Genomic DNA, 13,228 nt, shown 5'->3' with positions numbered 1-13,228 from the left:
CTCAGCCTCCGATGCGGGGTTGCGAGGGCGTGACGTCGATCACGTCTGCCCCGTTCATGAAGGCCTGTGCACGCTCAAACGCACTCAGCACACCGGGCACCTTGCGGGCCACGGCGGGCGAGACCTCCTCCACCCGCAGGCGTGCTGCCCGCTGGGCAAAGGTCTCGGCGCCAGCCTGCTGTGCAACGCGCTGCTGGGCCAGCGCTTGCCCCAGATTGCGGGCATCGCGCTCCTCCCGCTCGACAATCGCCAGGGCGTAGGTGAAGGTTTTGCCTTTGTCCAACGCCTTGCGGGCGGCCTCCTCGATCTGCCCCACCGTCACGCCAGCGTTGAGCAGCGCGTTCAGCTTGGAGTTGCTCGGGTTGACCAGCCCCATGCCCATGCGCTTGAGCAGCTGGCACACCGTGCCTGCCAGCTCATGGCTGCCACCTGCTGCTGGCTTGGGCAGTTCATGGAGGTCTGGCAAATCCTCGCGCCCGCCGCCCGCGCAGATGGCGGTTCTTTGATGGTTCCTATTACGGTTCAATGATGATTTGGGTGCGCTTGGCGCACCCCTGGGGTGCGCCTCCTGCGGGGGTAGGGGTGCGCCTGGTTCACCCCCTGGTGCGCCGTGTGCGGGGGGTGCGCTATCTGCGGGGGGTGCGCCATATGCACCACCTGCCTTCAAACGACTACGGGCAGCAGGTGCTTTGCTCGGATCAAAACGGCCCGGAGTGATGGTGTAGCTGGTACTGGAGTTGGTGCGGTACTCGCGGTAAACCAGCCCCACTTTCTGCAGCCATGACAGTGCCTCTTGCACTGCACGTTCCGAGAGACAGGTGCGCCGTGCAATCGTGCCAATACCTGGCCAGCACACGCCGTCGTCACTCGCTTGGTCAGCCAGCGATATCAGAACGGCCTTTTGCGCGGCAGACATGCCCTGTAGCGGCCAGCAGGCCGACATGATGATGGTGCTCATAGCTATCGCTTTCGATATCAGTCCAGCCGCGCCTGACGCGCCTTGCAGCGCACGGGCTTGATCTCTCGCTGGCGGGTAGACAAGCTGCACATGCGCACCTCGCCCTCCTCCAACTTGCCTGCGGCCAGCAAGGCGTTGACGGTGCTGGCCACGCTGGACAGCTCCAGCCACTCGCCCGTGTGCTTGTGGTGGTAGTCGCGCAGCTCACGGCGGCTCATGTCACGCGTGCCGTACTGGTGGGCATGGCGCAGGGATTCGTACAGCCGCTCATTCAGGCGGCGGCGCCCTTCATTGCCCAAGGCGGCAAATGCTGCGGCGCTGGTGTCACGCCCCGTTACGGTGGTGTGTTGCATGGTTGATCTCCTCTTGATATCTGGGCAGGCACCGGCTACACGCCAGCGGCCTCCCGCAGGCGGAAACGAATGCGCCGGGCCAGATAGGCCTCGGCATCGGCCCGTTGGGCCACCTTGTTCATGTCCAGGCGGGGCTGGTACGTGCCGGTCTCCACAAACAGCAGCACGGGGCGCAAGTCCGCACCGCCTGTGCCACTCACGGCCCAGATACCGGGCTGCAAGTGGGCCGTGCGGTTATCTGGCTCGCCTTTTTTGGTGATGCGCGGGCCGCCACGCAACGCGCCATACGCCACAAAGTAGCGCCGCCCTGTCTGCCTCTTGGTGCCGCGGTGCACGCGCTGGTAGCCCCGGGCGCTCATGTTGGCCCGGTAGCCCTGCTCCCCAAACGCCTGGAAGTAGCTAATCAGCTGCACCAGAAATGCGCCACGCAAATTGCCTCTGCCGTCGTCACTGCCGGGGTACGGGCCGCCGCGTGCGTCGTCAGGAATGGCCGTTTGATATCCGGTGGGCAAGATGCCTGCACGGCGCAAAGCCACCTCACTGCGCTTGTCGTGGCGGCGGCCGCCCCAGGCCTGGGCGTTCAGGATCTTTTGCGGGTCAACACCCTTGCCACCCATGTAGGCGGGCTCAATCGTCACGCTCAGCTTGTCTGGCTTGGCCATGCGCACACGCGGGCTGCGGATGATGTAGCTGGTGGGGCGGTCAAACACAGCCCGCATTTCGTCCTGCATGGCACGGCGTATCTCAAACCCTGTGTCGTTCAGCGCCTTGGCATAGGCCCGCGCGGCCTGCGGCCCGGTCAGTCCGTGCAACTGCTTCAGCAGCTCGGCCTGGTTCATCACGCTGGCGCTCAGTTGGAGGTGCATATCAGGCCTCTCGCTTGGGTGAGCGGGCAGCCACGGCATTCACCAAGGCACTTACACCCGCAATCAACTCATTGGCTTGGTGTTCCACACGGCGGTGCGCATTGGCACTCACAGCACCATCACCTCGCAATGCATCAGCAGCTGCAGCCGTCAACTCACCCATGGACTGCTGCAAAAAGCGGAAAGCCTCCCAGGCATCGCCCTCCGCTACATCAGGGCGAGAGCGCAGGCAAACATGGTCAAGGGCTGCAGACATTGCATACAGCACATATGGCAAACCAGACACCGTCTGCAAAGCCACCGCCTCTTTCAGAGACAAATGGTGTGAAACGTTGTTGGGGTTCAGCTTGTGCTGCAGCGTATTGGGCGAAACACCCATCCGGTGCGCCAACGCCTGCACACCGCCCGGCGTCTCTTGGGCAATCAGAAAAGCAGCATCCAAAACATCCATACCGCGGGCAATGTCGGCATGCACATGTTTTTCGCCATAGCCCGGAAAGCAAGCTGCTGAGAAACTGAATGCCGTCACAGCAACACCCCCTGCTCAGGAGCCAACATGCCCAATGAATCGCAAGCACCAGCGCCCACAGCCGAAGAATTCGCCATCCTCCAACTGCGTGTCACCGCCTTGGAAGAGTTCTTGGCCCAAATGGCCACCATCTTGGAATGCGAGCGCAAAGGCTTCACTGCCGAGCGCATGAACGCCTGGCTGGACATGACCACAGCCAAAATGCAAATGACCAAAAGCGCCACGCTCGAAGAAGTGCAAGCCCTGCGCAGGCTGCAACGCATCGTGGTGGGGTAAGCGGCATGCGCGCCGCCCGTCACTGTCGAATGGGTGCCCGCCCCTGCCTTGGCTACGATGGAAGCTCCCACACAACCAATGCCAAGGAGGGCGAGCATGAGCCAAGAAAAATTTATGAGCGGCAAAGAATTCCGCGCACGCTTTGCACACTTTGTCGAGACCATCCAAGAAGACGACTTGGTGTACTTTGGCAACGCCGACCTCAGCGTGCTGGATGTGAAAGACCAAGGCTGCAACCAGCAAGGCCAGGCCATGGTGCAAGTCATCTTCAACGAGCTATACGAAGTCAAAGCCTGACCCCGTACAGCAAGATATCGCGCAGCTCTTGGGCCAGTTGCAGCACGCGCTGGCCAAGCAAAACCTGGTCAAACGCCGAAGAACTTGAGTCAGGCCGTCCACCACGCTCACTCGACAGACTTACCTGGCCACTCTTGTGCAGCACCACCGTGATGCTGGCCACCTGCTCGAGCCCTGCATTGCGCTCACGCACCTGTGCAAACTCTAGGGCCTGCTGCGCTTTGAGGGCCTGCGCTTTAGCCCACTTTTCAGGGCAAGCAACTTCTGGGATTGACTCAGCCATGCGCCACCTCCTGCGTTGCTTGGGGCAAGGGGGCGTCGCGCAGGTAGGCGCCGCTGCGCATCAAGCTGCGCTCCTGGGCAATCCATGGGTTATCGCGTTCGATAGCAGCGGGAATGCCGCGACTTTTCCAGTTCTGGACACGCTGGGCGCCGCCTTTTTTAGGGTCGAGACCCAAGCGCGTTGCGAACTTCACTACGCCGCCGAGCCGAGAGATGAGCTGTTCGTCTTGATGCATGCGCAAATTAAACATTCAGTTTAAACAAAAGTCAAACATAACGTTTAACAACATTTTGTTTACTAAACAGAAAATTTCACATATGCATGCTTCTACTGACAGGCTGTACCAAGCCGCCAAGCAACTTCGTGACATCTCTGGTCAATCTGCCGTGGCTCGCCTTCTCAACGAATCACCTCAGACCGTCAAGAACTGGGAAACACGTGGCGTTTCTCGCGCAGGCGCGATGACTGCTGAGACGGTGATTGGCGTTCGTGCAGCTTGGCTGCTCACTGGCGAAGGCCCTATGGTGGCTGGCACTACAGCGACAGCACTGATTCATCAACCCACAGCAGCAGTTGAGCCAGAAGATTTAGTACGGATCCCCCTACTTGCCAACTGCGGCAGCATGGGCCAGGGCAATGACGTGCTTGATGCGGACTATGTGGTGGGCGACTTAGCCTTGTCATCGCACTGGATCAACCAGCACATTCGCCCCGGCAATATTCGAGAGCTGAAGTTCATCCATGCCCACGGCGAGAGCATGGCCCCCACCTTCAGTGATGGTGATGTGCTGCTGGTGGACGTAGGCTCTCGCGACCCATCCAGCATTGAGGGTGTGTACGTACTGGAAGTGCGTGGCCAGCTCTACATCAAGCGCGTGCGCATCCGTATGGATGGCGCCATGGAAGTCAGTTCCGACAACGTCAACATCAAGACCGTGGATGTGCTCAACGGCGACCACCAACTGCGTGTACTGGGGCGTGTGGTGTGGGCATGGAATGGCAAAAAGTTGTGAACACAGCTTTCATCAAGACCACCTCCAAAGCAAGTAATCAGGTTAATTACCACTAATAAATATCGCAAAATTGATATGATGCTTTGGAAGTTCGAAGTCTTCGTGAATGCAAGAGGTCGTTGTGATGTACAAAAAACTATCGACAGCTACTTACCCGCAGACAGCATTCGCTTTGAGCGCGCTGTAGAGCACCTTGCAATTTCGCCACTTGATCAATGGAATGAGCCCTACGCAAAAAAAGTAACGCTAGGCGACAAAAAATTCAAAGCTGCTGGGTTCAAACTCCATGAAATTCGCTACACAGCAAAAAAGAGAGAAGAACGAGCTCTCGGCTACTTCCCTTCTGGAAAAAATACATTTGTCATCCTCCTTGTCTGCCACCATAAGCAAAAGATCTATGACCCAGCTGACGCCTTCGACATCGCCTTCGAGCGTTTCAAAGCGCACAAAGAAGGGACAGCATCCAGTCGCACTCTCCAAGTTGATGGAGAGGACTTTCCTCAAGATGAAGAAGAATAAGGAAGCACGTGACGCGTATGTAGAGGCAGAAATTACCACTGCGCTTGCACACCAAATCCGAGCCATGCGCCTGGATCGCAACCTAAGTCAGGCTGAGCTAGCAAAACAAATGAAGACCACCCAGACAGCGATTTCGCGTCTGGAAGACCCCAGCTATGGCCAGTTAAGCCTGCAGACTTTATTCAAGCTCAGCAGTGCTTTTGACACAGGCTTGCGCGTGGAGTTTGTCTCTACGCTCGCCATGCTTAATGCCACCTACAAGCCCAACGAGGCTGCACGGCACGTAGCTAGCTTCGAAGAAGAGGCAAAAGATGTCATTTTTTACACCGCTACCCAGCGCAGCCAAAGCCAAAGCACGCTGCCCGTGCAAGACAAGACCCTTCCGCTCAGCGCAGCTGCCTACACCTCAGTGTTTACTGCAGTGACTGCCGAGCGCGATTTGCAGAGCAGCCGTTACCTGCTCACCATCAATACAGATGATTTAAGAGACGAGCACCATGACAACTTCTACACCCAAGACCGAACTGCAAAAACCAGCTACTACACCTGCTAACCAGCCATCCCACAGGTTTACAAGTGTTCGTCATCAACCTGTTTTTTGCGAAGGTGTTTCCCAAGTGTCATTAGGCTATCCCGTCTCACGCTTGGTGTTCTCCAGCCATCCACCACAACGCTCTGCAGACGGCAACGAAATCTCCCACTTCGTGGCCACTGAAATTGTTTTACCGACAATTGGATTAGCGGAACTAGCCAAGCAGATCATTGAATCTTTGGTTCAAGGCAAAGATCAACTCGAAGCCGGAGGAGCCGGCTGGAACAAAGAGTTGATTGATCTCATCACTGAGCTGCAAACAGCACAGATTAACAAAGCGTAAAACCTCCAATACTCGCGCACTTAGCCCGCACTGCGCGGGCTTTTTTGCGCCCTAAACATTGGGCTCATCCATAGGCTCACCCGGCAGCTCAACCGGCGGGGTATCGCTGGGCGGGTCAATTGGCTCGGGCTTGGGTTCTGGCTCCTTACGCGGTTCTTTGGGGTGATGTTGCATGACAGTGTCCTCCTTCCAAAGTTGTAGCCCAGTTCTAAAGCTCCGCCTGTCAGATGAAATCAATCAAGTACAACTTACAACACCATGTTTAAACAAAACGTTTGACACCCTGATAAACGTATTGTTTAATTCGTCAATCGCAGCACCAACAGCGAAACGACCAAGGGGAAGCGATCCGCCCCGAACCGAATCGAAGCAAGAGGAAGGTCTAGTGCCCCACGGCGCGCAGCAAGGTGCACCCGCGATGGGCACCACGGCATCGACCGGGCAAGCCCCGGTCTTTCACAAGTCGCCGCCGATGTTGCTCCCCAGCCAATGTTTGGGGTTCGTCCGGCTCCATAGCGTCACCCGGCAAGGCGGGTGCTCCGCGCAGTGTCCCGCTGTATCCAGTCGCCAAAGTGCGTACACGGTCAAAGGGTGAGGCAAACCGGGTTGCCAAGAACAGCAAAGCCCACCGCGCAAGCGGCGTTGCCCTCTGCACGACAGCAGAGGGAAAACCCAAGCGCCTTTACTAAAGGGGGTTTGGGTTTAAGAAGCTACCCCTTTATGTCTGCTACCCACGGGCCACAAAATGTCTGTACTTACAGCAAAAAAGCATATTTAAGGTTAATTTTTTGCTTTTCAGACAAAAAAGCTCTGAAACGTTAAAATCCCCTGTCGCCCTATGGTTAATTTGTCAGTAAGCACTTTTCTTGCTGACCTTATTTCCACAGGTTCTCTAACCCTTGACATGTTTAAGGAGCAGAAGAAATTTGGCTAATTCCCTAACCAAAGAGCAAGGTCTGCAGATCACTACGCTCAATAACGAAGGCAAGCCCCACAGCACGATTGCGAACCAGCTGGGCATAACCATCGCCGCCGTTCGTCAGCACTGCGCTAATGCACGCAAATCACCTTCGCTGAGTGCGCTCAGCAACCGCACCAAAAGCAAGGCGAAGGCCCACATCAATGCAGTGGCCATCAAGACGCGTGACACCAAGTACACGGTGCTTGAGTTCAAGCCAGACCCCAACGGCCCATTCGTCAACGCCACCATGACGGACAGATACCTTGGCCTTGAGCTCTCTTACCGCAGATAAGGCCTGACGCGCTGCGCCTTTGAAACCCCTCCGCGCAAGCGGCGTTGCCCTCTGCACGACAGCAGAGGGAAAACCCAAATACCCTTCCGCAAGGATTGCAGGGTGTTTGGGTTTTACGCCCCAGCGCTTAATGCTTGAGGGCAATCGTGACCAGTGCGCTGGCGGCCTGCAGCGCTTTGACTGCATGCACGGTCTGGCGCGCAAGAAACAGCATTTCGCCAGCGTGAAGCGTCTTGGGTGTGCCGTCGCAAGTCACCTCCAGGCACCCTTCAAGGCATTGAATAGTGATCTCGCCCGGCATCTGGTGCGCGGGCAACTGCTGCCCAGCCGCCAAAACAAACCTTAAAACCGAAAGATCTTCGGACTTGAAAAGCGCGGTGGTTTTAGTGTCAGACAGCCCGTTGCCCAGCGGCCGTACATTGATCACTTGACCAGACGATGCGTGTGTCAGAGCCATAGCCAACCTCCTTATCGGTGATGACCAGTGTCAACTGAGCGGGCTGAAACAACAAGGCTTTTGACCCGCCCTTGGCCACCGCGCACCGCCAATTCTTGAGTTTCCAGCCGGGCTGGGGGCATCTCCTCCCTCCCTCAACCGCTTGCCCCAGCGCGCCGCAAGGCACCGGCTTTTTATGACCTGCCCACCCTCAGCTGGTGGGCTTTTTTTCGCCCCAATGTTTGACGGAGCCACCCATGTAACACCAAGCCACGCGGGCAATAAACACCGCCAACCACCTGCAGGCGCTAAACGCAGGGCCATCCAGCGAGACCGCTGACCTTGTGCGCGAAGGACGGGAGGCCTTTGCACCACAGCCCCTCCGGCAGGTTCCAGCGGGCTCACTAGATGGCTTTTCACCCACCCGAGCCAGCACACACCCTTGTGCACCAGCTCACCAAGCAAGCCACCCACTGAGGTGGTTTTTTAACGCCTGCACAGGAGACATGCCATGCAAGCCGCACCCAACCCGCCCGGGCGCTTAACGCTGCCCAGCCAGTTGCTCACTGACCGCCGCTTCGTCTACCACTGCGCTGCCAGCACTGACGTGGCCGCCACCATCCGCCGCGAGCGTGAACGCCTTGCGCGCCAAAAGCTGCAGGCCGATCTGGCCGCCACACAAGCCCAGCAAGCACTGCCCGGCATACCCGCCACGGCGCGCACCATCCGCCGCCTGCGCGCTGGCTTGCAGCAGCCGCTGGCACTGCCCCAGTTATGAACCCCCAACGCACCCCACAGCACGGAGCACCGCCATGGCCCGCCAACTTCGCACCTACCGCATCAGCCTTGTCAACAACAAAGAGCACATCCAGCTCATCACCCAGCAGCGCTCAGGGGCAGAGGCAGCCACTTACGCACTGCGCATCTACCCCTGGGCCAGCGCCGTCAGCACCAAACCCCTCAACACCCACCGCGCTTGATGGGCTGCTGGCCCTGCTGCAGCAACAAGACCGCCGCCGCAGCCAAGTGCTCAGCGCTATAGAAAACAAAGCTGCCAGCGCAAAGCAGCAGCTTGATTCACTGCAAAACCACTTTCAAACCGAGCATATGCGTGCGCAACGTGCTCATAAATTCAGGTAACGCCATGCCCACCACCAAACCCGCGCCGCGCAACCCCAAACCGCTGCTCAAGGCCACCCCATCACGCACCCGCATTGCCAGCAAAGCGCCGGCACAAATCATCTGGCCCGCGCACGTAAAGGTGCAGCACATCACCCTGCCGCCGCCAAGCGACAACACCCGCATCTGCACGGGCTCTGTGCGCGGCCACTACCGCACCGGGCAAGGGTTGTCTGGCTACCAAGCGCTTTAAGGATTCAACATGCACCCCATCGTTCTAGGCATTACCGGCCACCACAACACCGGCAAAACCACCGTCGCCCAGCTGCTGGAAACGCACGCCGACGCGCGCGCCATGGCGTTCAGTGATGGCATTTACGCCGAAGTGGCCCAAGCCTTTGGCTGCAGCATTCTGGAGTTGAGCGACCGCCTTGGCAAAACCCAGCCACAGCGCCTGCTGGCTCTGCAACACTGCACAGACAAAGCATTTGTGCAGCGCATGCAAGCCCACGCAGAGGGCGACCTGCAAACGCCCCGCAGCCCGCGCCAAATTCTGGAATGGTGGGGCAGCGAATACCGCCGCGCGCAAGACCCTGCCTATTGGGTACAGCACACCCTGCAGCGCATCAACCACTACCGCAGCCACAGCTGCCACCGCCCCATCGTGCTGGCTGATGTGTACAAGCTGAATGAGGCAGAGCTAATCCGCAGCCTGGGCGGCACCATCTGGCGCATTGAGCGCCCCGGCCACGAACAGCGCACCGCCCACGCCACCAGCACCGAGCACCTGCAGATCCAAGCCGATCTCACCCTGCACAACATGGGTGACATCAAGCACCTGCAGCACCTGGTGCTGACCAACTGGCACGAGCTGCAGCGCTACGGCCACCACCAAACCGCCGCCGCCACATGAGCAACGCAGCCGCCACCAAGCCCGACACCGCAGGGCTGCTAAACCTTGGGCAAGTTAACCATGCCATTCGGCCACTGCGCATTGACGCCAAAGGCCTTGCCGCCTACGGGTTTGAGCCCGCCGCCACCCACATGGGCGCCAAGTATTACCACCCTGAGCAGCTACCCCGCATGCGCCGCACCCTGGCGCTGGGCGCGCTGTGGCCAGAGGGTGAGGCGCTGATCAAAGCACTGGCGCAAGACTGCCCAGCAAGCCCATGAAATGCAAGTGGCGCATGACAGAACACGGCATTCAAGCCATCCCCACCAGCACACCCGTGCAGTGGGGGCCAGATGCCTACGACTTCGAATCACTCGAGCTTGCCCGCTTTGCCCGCCTGCTGGCCAAAGGCGGCAAGCCTCGCGTGACTTACCGCCCGGCCACCGCAGGGCAATACAAATCAATAGCTACTAGCGCTTGATGGATAAGCGCTAGGGGTAGTTTTTACCAAGATCACCATGCCAACACACACGCCCTACACCATTTCCAACTTTGGCCGCACGTACACCGAGTTTCACAAGATGAACGCCACGGTAGCCAATCCACAAGCCACCGCCGAAGACATGCGCAATCAATGGGAAAACCTCAAGCCACTGCTTAGCAAGATGCTCTGCCTTGCACCGGAGGGCAGCAACGAGGCTCCAGACTTAATCAGCGAAAACTACACCGGCATGCCCAGCGCGCAAACCTTGGGCCTGCCTGAATGCGTTACCACTACCTGGGAACGCATGCGCGTGTTGCAGGGCCTATTCATGCACATGCAAATGTGGCTGTTTTTTGCCGCATCGCAGGTTGCGCTGGAGCCGCGCCCGTTTGCAGCCACCTACTACAACGACAGCCTGCGCGACCTCATCAACCAACTGGCTGACCTGCTGGAGTGTTGCGACAGCCTGCCAGACAGCACCGAGGACTGGGCTTTTCAAATTATTGAGCAGTGCACGGAAGAGCCGACAGGCAAATAAAACAATAGCTGCTAGCGCTTGATGGATAAGCGCTAGAGGCAGTTTTTACCCCAGCGGCACCACCGAACCATCTACAGCCACCATCACATTGCCAGCCTCGGACACAACAATGGGAACGCCCAAGAAGTCCTCGCCCAACGCACTGCGGTTGCTGTAGTTCATGGTCGTGACCACCAGCTCACGGTTTTCCACCAGCGCCGCATGCGCGCTGGCAGTCAGCTCAAAGCGCTGAGGGTATGCGTTGTTATGAGTTTTCCAGTGCTCACGCAGGGCACCGGTCATTGATTCGTAGAGGTTGAGCATTTTTTCAGATAAAAAATATTATTACATTTTGTCTTTGCCATTAACAGCGATTAATATTAATTAATTTTTTTATCCATAACTCTAACATTATAAGATTCTAAAAAATCAATCAATCTAACAACTGCAAAATTTGAGTTACAACTGATATAAGTTATCAACTCAATTACTTTTTCATTTTTCTCAGGTGGCAAAATATAATTGTCTTTTTTATATACATCCATATAAAAGTTTAAATTATTAATTAACTGCCTAACTGATTCAGCTGCAATTGCTAAAGATTTTGCCAATTCAGGATCAGCATATATTGTTTTTTCAATGTAATCTCGTTCTGGCAATGGGGATTTGTTGATAATATATGAAATATCATCATTCAATACCTGTACATTAAGCACGGTCATTTTTTTTCTTTTTTCTAAAAGTTTATTTATCAATTCAGAAAAATCAATTAAATTAGATACTACTGCAACAGATTTTATTAAAACTTCTTGCTCCCGCAACATTGCTTCATGACCTTTTTCTTTAGAAAACAAATCATTTGCCACCCATGCACTGCCGATTATTGCGATAACAGAAAAAAATGCTTGCACCCATGAGGCCATACCTTCATTATGCTTCACCCAATTTTTAACATCAGCATCATTGATAATTATTAAAAATACAATCACGGATAAAATGAATAATAGTAAAAAGCATATTAATCCACATTTATTATTAGAATTTTTTCTCACAAATAAACCTCCAAGTAAACGAAGAAGATTACTCCAAAATCAGCATCTAAATGTCGCAAAAGTGTCGAAATAAATTCGCATAATGCGACTGTTTGGCGTACACTCCACCCCGTCACGCCAGTAAAGCGTGATCGGGATTGGCGTCCCGAAGCAACTTCCTGCGGTGATGAAAAGCCGCACTTGTTCCCGCAGTCGTGCGGCTTTTTCGTCTGTGGCCCCAGTTTTATGGTGGCTCGGAGGGGGAGCCGCAAGGCTCGCCGGTTTGCCGCAGGGTTGCCCGGTACGCCAACCTCTTCGAGTCACCGCCCTTTGGTTGGCGTCAAAGGCGGTGGTTGTAGCAAACATGCAACCTACGGAGGCCGTTATGGCTGACACCACCAGCACCCGCGCATCAGCGCTGTCTTTTCGTTCCACTACTTTCGAAATCGTTGACCAACATGGGCAGCCGTGGCTCAAAGCCAGCGACATTGCCCGCGCCTTGGGCTATGCAGAAGAAGATGCAATCAGCCGCATCTACCGCCGCAGAGCAGACGAATTCACCAGTGCGATGACCCAGACGGTCAATTTGACCGTCTCGCAAAACAACGGTCAGTTGCAGCGCGAAACCCGCATCTTCAGCCTGCGTGGCGCGCACCTGCTGGCCATGTTTGCCCGCACTTCGGTGGCCAAAGAATTCCGCACCTGGGTGCTGGATGTGCTGGAGCAGCAATCCGGTAATCACAGCCAGCCCCAAGAAACCACCAGCCGCATCGATCTAGCCCGCCAACTGGCCCACGCCGCCACGGCGCAGGTGTATCAGGCGGTGTTTGATGCCGTGCTTAAAGATGGTGAGCCGCCCCACTTCACCCGCCTGCTGCTGGGCTTTACGGGCAACAGCCACGAGCTGCGGGCCCACGTGCAGGCGCTGGAGGTTGGCTCTATCGCCATGACGCTGCCGCAGCTGGCCAAGGCCATTCGCACCGACCTGATGGTGCCCGACACCACGCTGGCCCACCTTGCCGCCGCCTGCACCACCCGCATGGCCGAGCGCGCCGAGGCGCAGGCCCGCCACGCTGCCGCGCAGTCTGCTGCCCCAGCAGGCATTACCCAAGGCAGCTTGCAATTGCGCTAGGCAATGCATTAAGTTTGATAGCTGCTAGCGCTTGCTGCATAAGCGCTAGAGCCACTTTTTAACAACAAAGCCCGCTGTATGCGGGCTTTTTGTTGGGGCAGAAAACCGCTGCGCCAATCAGCAGTTGCCTTTTTTGGCCTGACCGGGTGGGCAGAAACCACCATGACCGCCGCCATGCCCGGGGTCAACCACCACCGAGCCGCTGGGCGTGTACACCGCGCAACCTGTCAGCACTGCGGCAAGTAAAGCCAAACCGATGAGTTTTTTCATTTTCTTTGTGGGAGTTAAAAGATGACCAAGTGTAAAAGCCGCGCCTGCAACAAAGCTTATGCAAGGGTAACAAAGCAGTTCACAAACCACCCCACCTGACACCCTGCCCCGGCCACTGACCCGAC

The 13,228-nt window shown here is 56.7% G+C and carries 26 protein-coding genes; 15 read left to right on the top strand and 11 right to left on the bottom strand.

The features are described from left to right. Position 1: 1 nt before the first annotated feature. From B3R00_RS03515 to B3R00_RS03500, 4 genes are read right to left on the bottom strand one after another with little or no spacing between them, the layout of a single operon-like run. Entirely contained in the window at positions 2-958 is a 957-nt protein-coding gene (locus tag B3R00_RS03515) for a helix-turn-helix domain-containing protein (protein WP_286997462.1), read from the bottom strand. Positions 959-975: 17 nt separating this feature from the next. Then, a complete protein-coding gene (locus tag B3R00_RS03510; RefSeq protein ID WP_286997461.1) occupies positions 976-1,311 on the bottom strand; it encodes a hypothetical protein in 336 nt (111 codons plus the stop codon). 35 nt (positions 1,312-1,346) lie between these two features. Beyond that, complete coding sequence (locus B3R00_RS03505; protein ID WP_286997460.1) at positions 1,347-2,177, bottom strand: hypothetical protein; 831 nt, start codon at positions 2,175-2,177, stop codon at positions 1,347-1,349. A 1-nt stretch (position 2,178) separates the two neighbouring features. Beyond that, positions 2,179-2,652, bottom strand: a complete 474-nt coding sequence (locus B3R00_RS03500; protein ID WP_286997459.1) for a phage regulatory CII family protein — start codon at positions 2,650-2,652, stop codon at positions 2,179-2,181. A gap of 81 nt (positions 2,653-2,733) precedes the next feature. On the opposite strand from B3R00_RS03500, the gene B3R00_RS03495 reads away from it, so the two are divergent. Further along, the gene (locus B3R00_RS03495) at positions 2,734-2,982 is read left to right on the top strand and encodes a hypothetical protein (protein ID WP_286997458.1); all 249 of its coding nucleotides are present in this window, start codon (positions 2,734-2,736) and stop codon (positions 2,980-2,982) included. Positions 2,983-3,078: 96 nt separating this feature from the next. After that, positions 3,079-3,279, top strand: coding sequence for a hypothetical protein (locus B3R00_RS03490; RefSeq protein ID WP_286997456.1), 201 nt, complete (start codon positions 3,079-3,081; stop codon positions 3,277-3,279). Here the strand turns inward: B3R00_RS03490 and B3R00_RS03485 are convergent. Both B3R00_RS03485 and B3R00_RS03480 read right to left on the bottom strand, forming a co-directional pair. Continuing rightward, the gene (locus B3R00_RS03485) at positions 3,269-3,562 is read right to left on the bottom strand and encodes a hypothetical protein (protein WP_286997454.1); all 294 of its coding nucleotides are present in this window, start codon (positions 3,560-3,562) and stop codon (positions 3,269-3,271) included. The two genes, B3R00_RS03490 and B3R00_RS03485, sit on opposite strands and share 11 nt — an antisense overlap. Beyond that, positions 3,555-3,812 (bottom strand): hypothetical protein, encoded by a 258-nt coding sequence (locus B3R00_RS03480; protein ID WP_286997453.1) that lies wholly within the window; start codon positions 3,810-3,812, stop codon positions 3,555-3,557. Before B3R00_RS03480 ends, B3R00_RS03485 begins: the two co-directional genes overlap by 8 nt. Before the next feature lie 67 nt (positions 3,813-3,879). Here B3R00_RS03480 and B3R00_RS03475 point away from each other — a divergent pair, with 67 nt between their 5' ends. From B3R00_RS03475 to B3R00_RS03460, 4 genes are all read left to right on the top strand, one after another. After that, positions 3,880-4,575 (top strand): LexA family transcriptional regulator, encoded by a 696-nt coding sequence (locus B3R00_RS03475; RefSeq protein WP_286997451.1) that lies wholly within the window; start codon positions 3,880-3,882, stop codon positions 4,573-4,575. Positions 4,576-4,650: 75 nt separating this feature from the next. Beyond that, positions 4,651-5,094 carry a hypothetical protein gene (locus B3R00_RS03470; RefSeq protein WP_286997449.1) on the top strand — a complete coding sequence of 148 codons (444 nt, stop codon included), beginning with the start codon at positions 4,651-4,653 and terminating at the stop codon, positions 5,092-5,094. Further along, positions 5,081-5,647: a helix-turn-helix domain-containing protein gene (locus tag B3R00_RS03465; RefSeq protein ID WP_286997448.1), complete on the top strand. Its 567-nt coding sequence runs from the start codon at positions 5,081-5,083 to the stop codon at positions 5,645-5,647. The genes B3R00_RS03470 and B3R00_RS03465 overlap by 14 nt, the downstream gene beginning before the upstream one ends. Next, entirely contained in the window at positions 5,592-5,969 is a 378-nt protein-coding gene (locus B3R00_RS03460; RefSeq protein WP_286997447.1) for a hypothetical protein, read from the top strand. The genes B3R00_RS03465 and B3R00_RS03460 overlap by 56 nt, the downstream gene beginning before the upstream one ends. Before the next feature lie 51 nt (positions 5,970-6,020). Here the strand turns inward: B3R00_RS03460 and B3R00_RS03455 are convergent, their stop codons facing one another. Further along, positions 6,021-6,143 carry a hypothetical protein gene (locus B3R00_RS03455; RefSeq protein ID WP_286997445.1) on the bottom strand — a complete coding sequence of 41 codons (123 nt, stop codon included), beginning with the start codon at positions 6,141-6,143 and terminating at the stop codon, positions 6,021-6,023. A gap of 752 nt (positions 6,144-6,895) precedes the next feature. Between B3R00_RS03455 and B3R00_RS03450 the strand changes: the two genes are divergently transcribed. Then, positions 6,896-7,222: a hypothetical protein gene (locus tag B3R00_RS03450; RefSeq protein WP_219164451.1), complete on the top strand. Its 327-nt coding sequence runs from the start codon at positions 6,896-6,898 to the stop codon at positions 7,220-7,222. A gap of 127 nt (positions 7,223-7,349) precedes the next feature. Here B3R00_RS03450 and B3R00_RS03445 read toward each other — a convergent pair whose 3' ends face one another. Continuing rightward, positions 7,350-7,679, bottom strand: a complete 330-nt coding sequence (locus B3R00_RS03445; RefSeq protein ID WP_286997444.1) for a cupin domain-containing protein — start codon at positions 7,677-7,679, stop codon at positions 7,350-7,352. A gap of 490 nt (positions 7,680-8,169) precedes the next feature. On the opposite strand from B3R00_RS03445, the gene B3R00_RS03440 reads away from it, so the two are divergent. The 7 genes from B3R00_RS03440 to B3R00_RS03410 all read left to right on the top strand — a co-directional run bounded on the left by B3R00_RS03440 (position 8,170) and on the right by B3R00_RS03410 (position 10,691). Further along, on the top strand, positions 8,170-8,436 hold the full coding sequence (locus tag B3R00_RS03440) for a hypothetical protein (protein ID WP_286997442.1): 267 nt from the start codon (positions 8,170-8,172) through the stop codon (positions 8,434-8,436). A gap of 34 nt (positions 8,437-8,470) precedes the next feature. Continuing rightward, positions 8,471-8,638 carry a hypothetical protein gene (locus B3R00_RS03435; protein ID WP_286997441.1) on the top strand — a complete coding sequence of 56 codons (168 nt, stop codon included), beginning with the start codon at positions 8,471-8,473 and terminating at the stop codon, positions 8,636-8,638. A gap of 164 nt (positions 8,639-8,802) precedes the next feature. Then, positions 8,803-9,030, top strand: a complete 228-nt coding sequence (locus B3R00_RS03430; RefSeq protein WP_286997439.1) for a hypothetical protein — start codon at positions 8,803-8,805, stop codon at positions 9,028-9,030. A gap of 9 nt (positions 9,031-9,039) precedes the next feature. Next, positions 9,040-9,690, top strand: coding sequence for a hypothetical protein (locus B3R00_RS03425; protein WP_286997437.1), 651 nt, complete (start codon positions 9,040-9,042; stop codon positions 9,688-9,690). Then, complete coding sequence (locus tag B3R00_RS03420) at positions 9,687-9,950, top strand: hypothetical protein (protein ID WP_286997436.1); 264 nt, start codon at positions 9,687-9,689, stop codon at positions 9,948-9,950. The genes B3R00_RS03425 and B3R00_RS03420 overlap by 4 nt, the downstream gene beginning before the upstream one ends. Continuing rightward, on the top strand, positions 9,947-10,150 hold the full coding sequence (locus tag B3R00_RS03415; RefSeq protein ID WP_286997435.1) for a hypothetical protein: 204 nt from the start codon (positions 9,947-9,949) through the stop codon (positions 10,148-10,150). The genes B3R00_RS03420 and B3R00_RS03415 overlap by 4 nt, the downstream gene beginning before the upstream one ends. A gap of 37 nt (positions 10,151-10,187) precedes the next feature. Then, positions 10,188-10,691 (top strand): hypothetical protein, encoded by a 504-nt coding sequence (locus tag B3R00_RS03410; protein ID WP_286997434.1) that lies wholly within the window; start codon positions 10,188-10,190, stop codon positions 10,689-10,691. 45 nt (positions 10,692-10,736) lie between these two features. Here the strand turns inward: B3R00_RS03410 and B3R00_RS03405 are convergent, their stop codons facing one another. Both B3R00_RS03405 and B3R00_RS03400 read right to left on the bottom strand, forming a co-directional pair. After that, positions 10,737-10,994 (bottom strand): hypothetical protein, encoded by a 258-nt coding sequence (locus B3R00_RS03405; RefSeq protein ID WP_286997433.1) that lies wholly within the window; start codon positions 10,992-10,994, stop codon positions 10,737-10,739. Between the two features lie 56 nt (positions 10,995-11,050). After that, entirely contained in the window at positions 11,051-11,722 is a 672-nt protein-coding gene (locus B3R00_RS03400; protein ID WP_286997432.1) for a hypothetical protein, read from the bottom strand. A gap of 364 nt (positions 11,723-12,086) precedes the next feature. Between B3R00_RS03400 and B3R00_RS03395 the strand changes: the two genes are divergently transcribed. Next, positions 12,087-12,833, top strand: a complete 747-nt coding sequence (locus B3R00_RS03395; protein WP_286997431.1) for a BRO-N domain-containing protein — start codon at positions 12,087-12,089, stop codon at positions 12,831-12,833. Between the two features lie 117 nt (positions 12,834-12,950). On the opposite strand, the gene B3R00_RS03390 is transcribed toward B3R00_RS03395, so the two are convergent. Continuing rightward, the gene (locus B3R00_RS03390; RefSeq protein WP_174864122.1) at positions 12,951-13,103 is read right to left on the bottom strand and encodes a hypothetical protein; all 153 of its coding nucleotides are present in this window, start codon (positions 13,101-13,103) and stop codon (positions 12,951-12,953) included. Between the last annotated feature and the right edge of the window lie 125 nt (positions 13,104-13,228).

The sequence above is a fragment of the Comamonas sp. UBA7840 genome, from assembly GCF_002501455.1.
Lineage (GTDB): Bacteria > Pseudomonadota > Gammaproteobacteria > Burkholderiales > Burkholderiaceae_C > Comamonas > Comamonas jiangduensis.
This window is presented reverse-complemented; position numbering and strand designations above follow the sequence as displayed.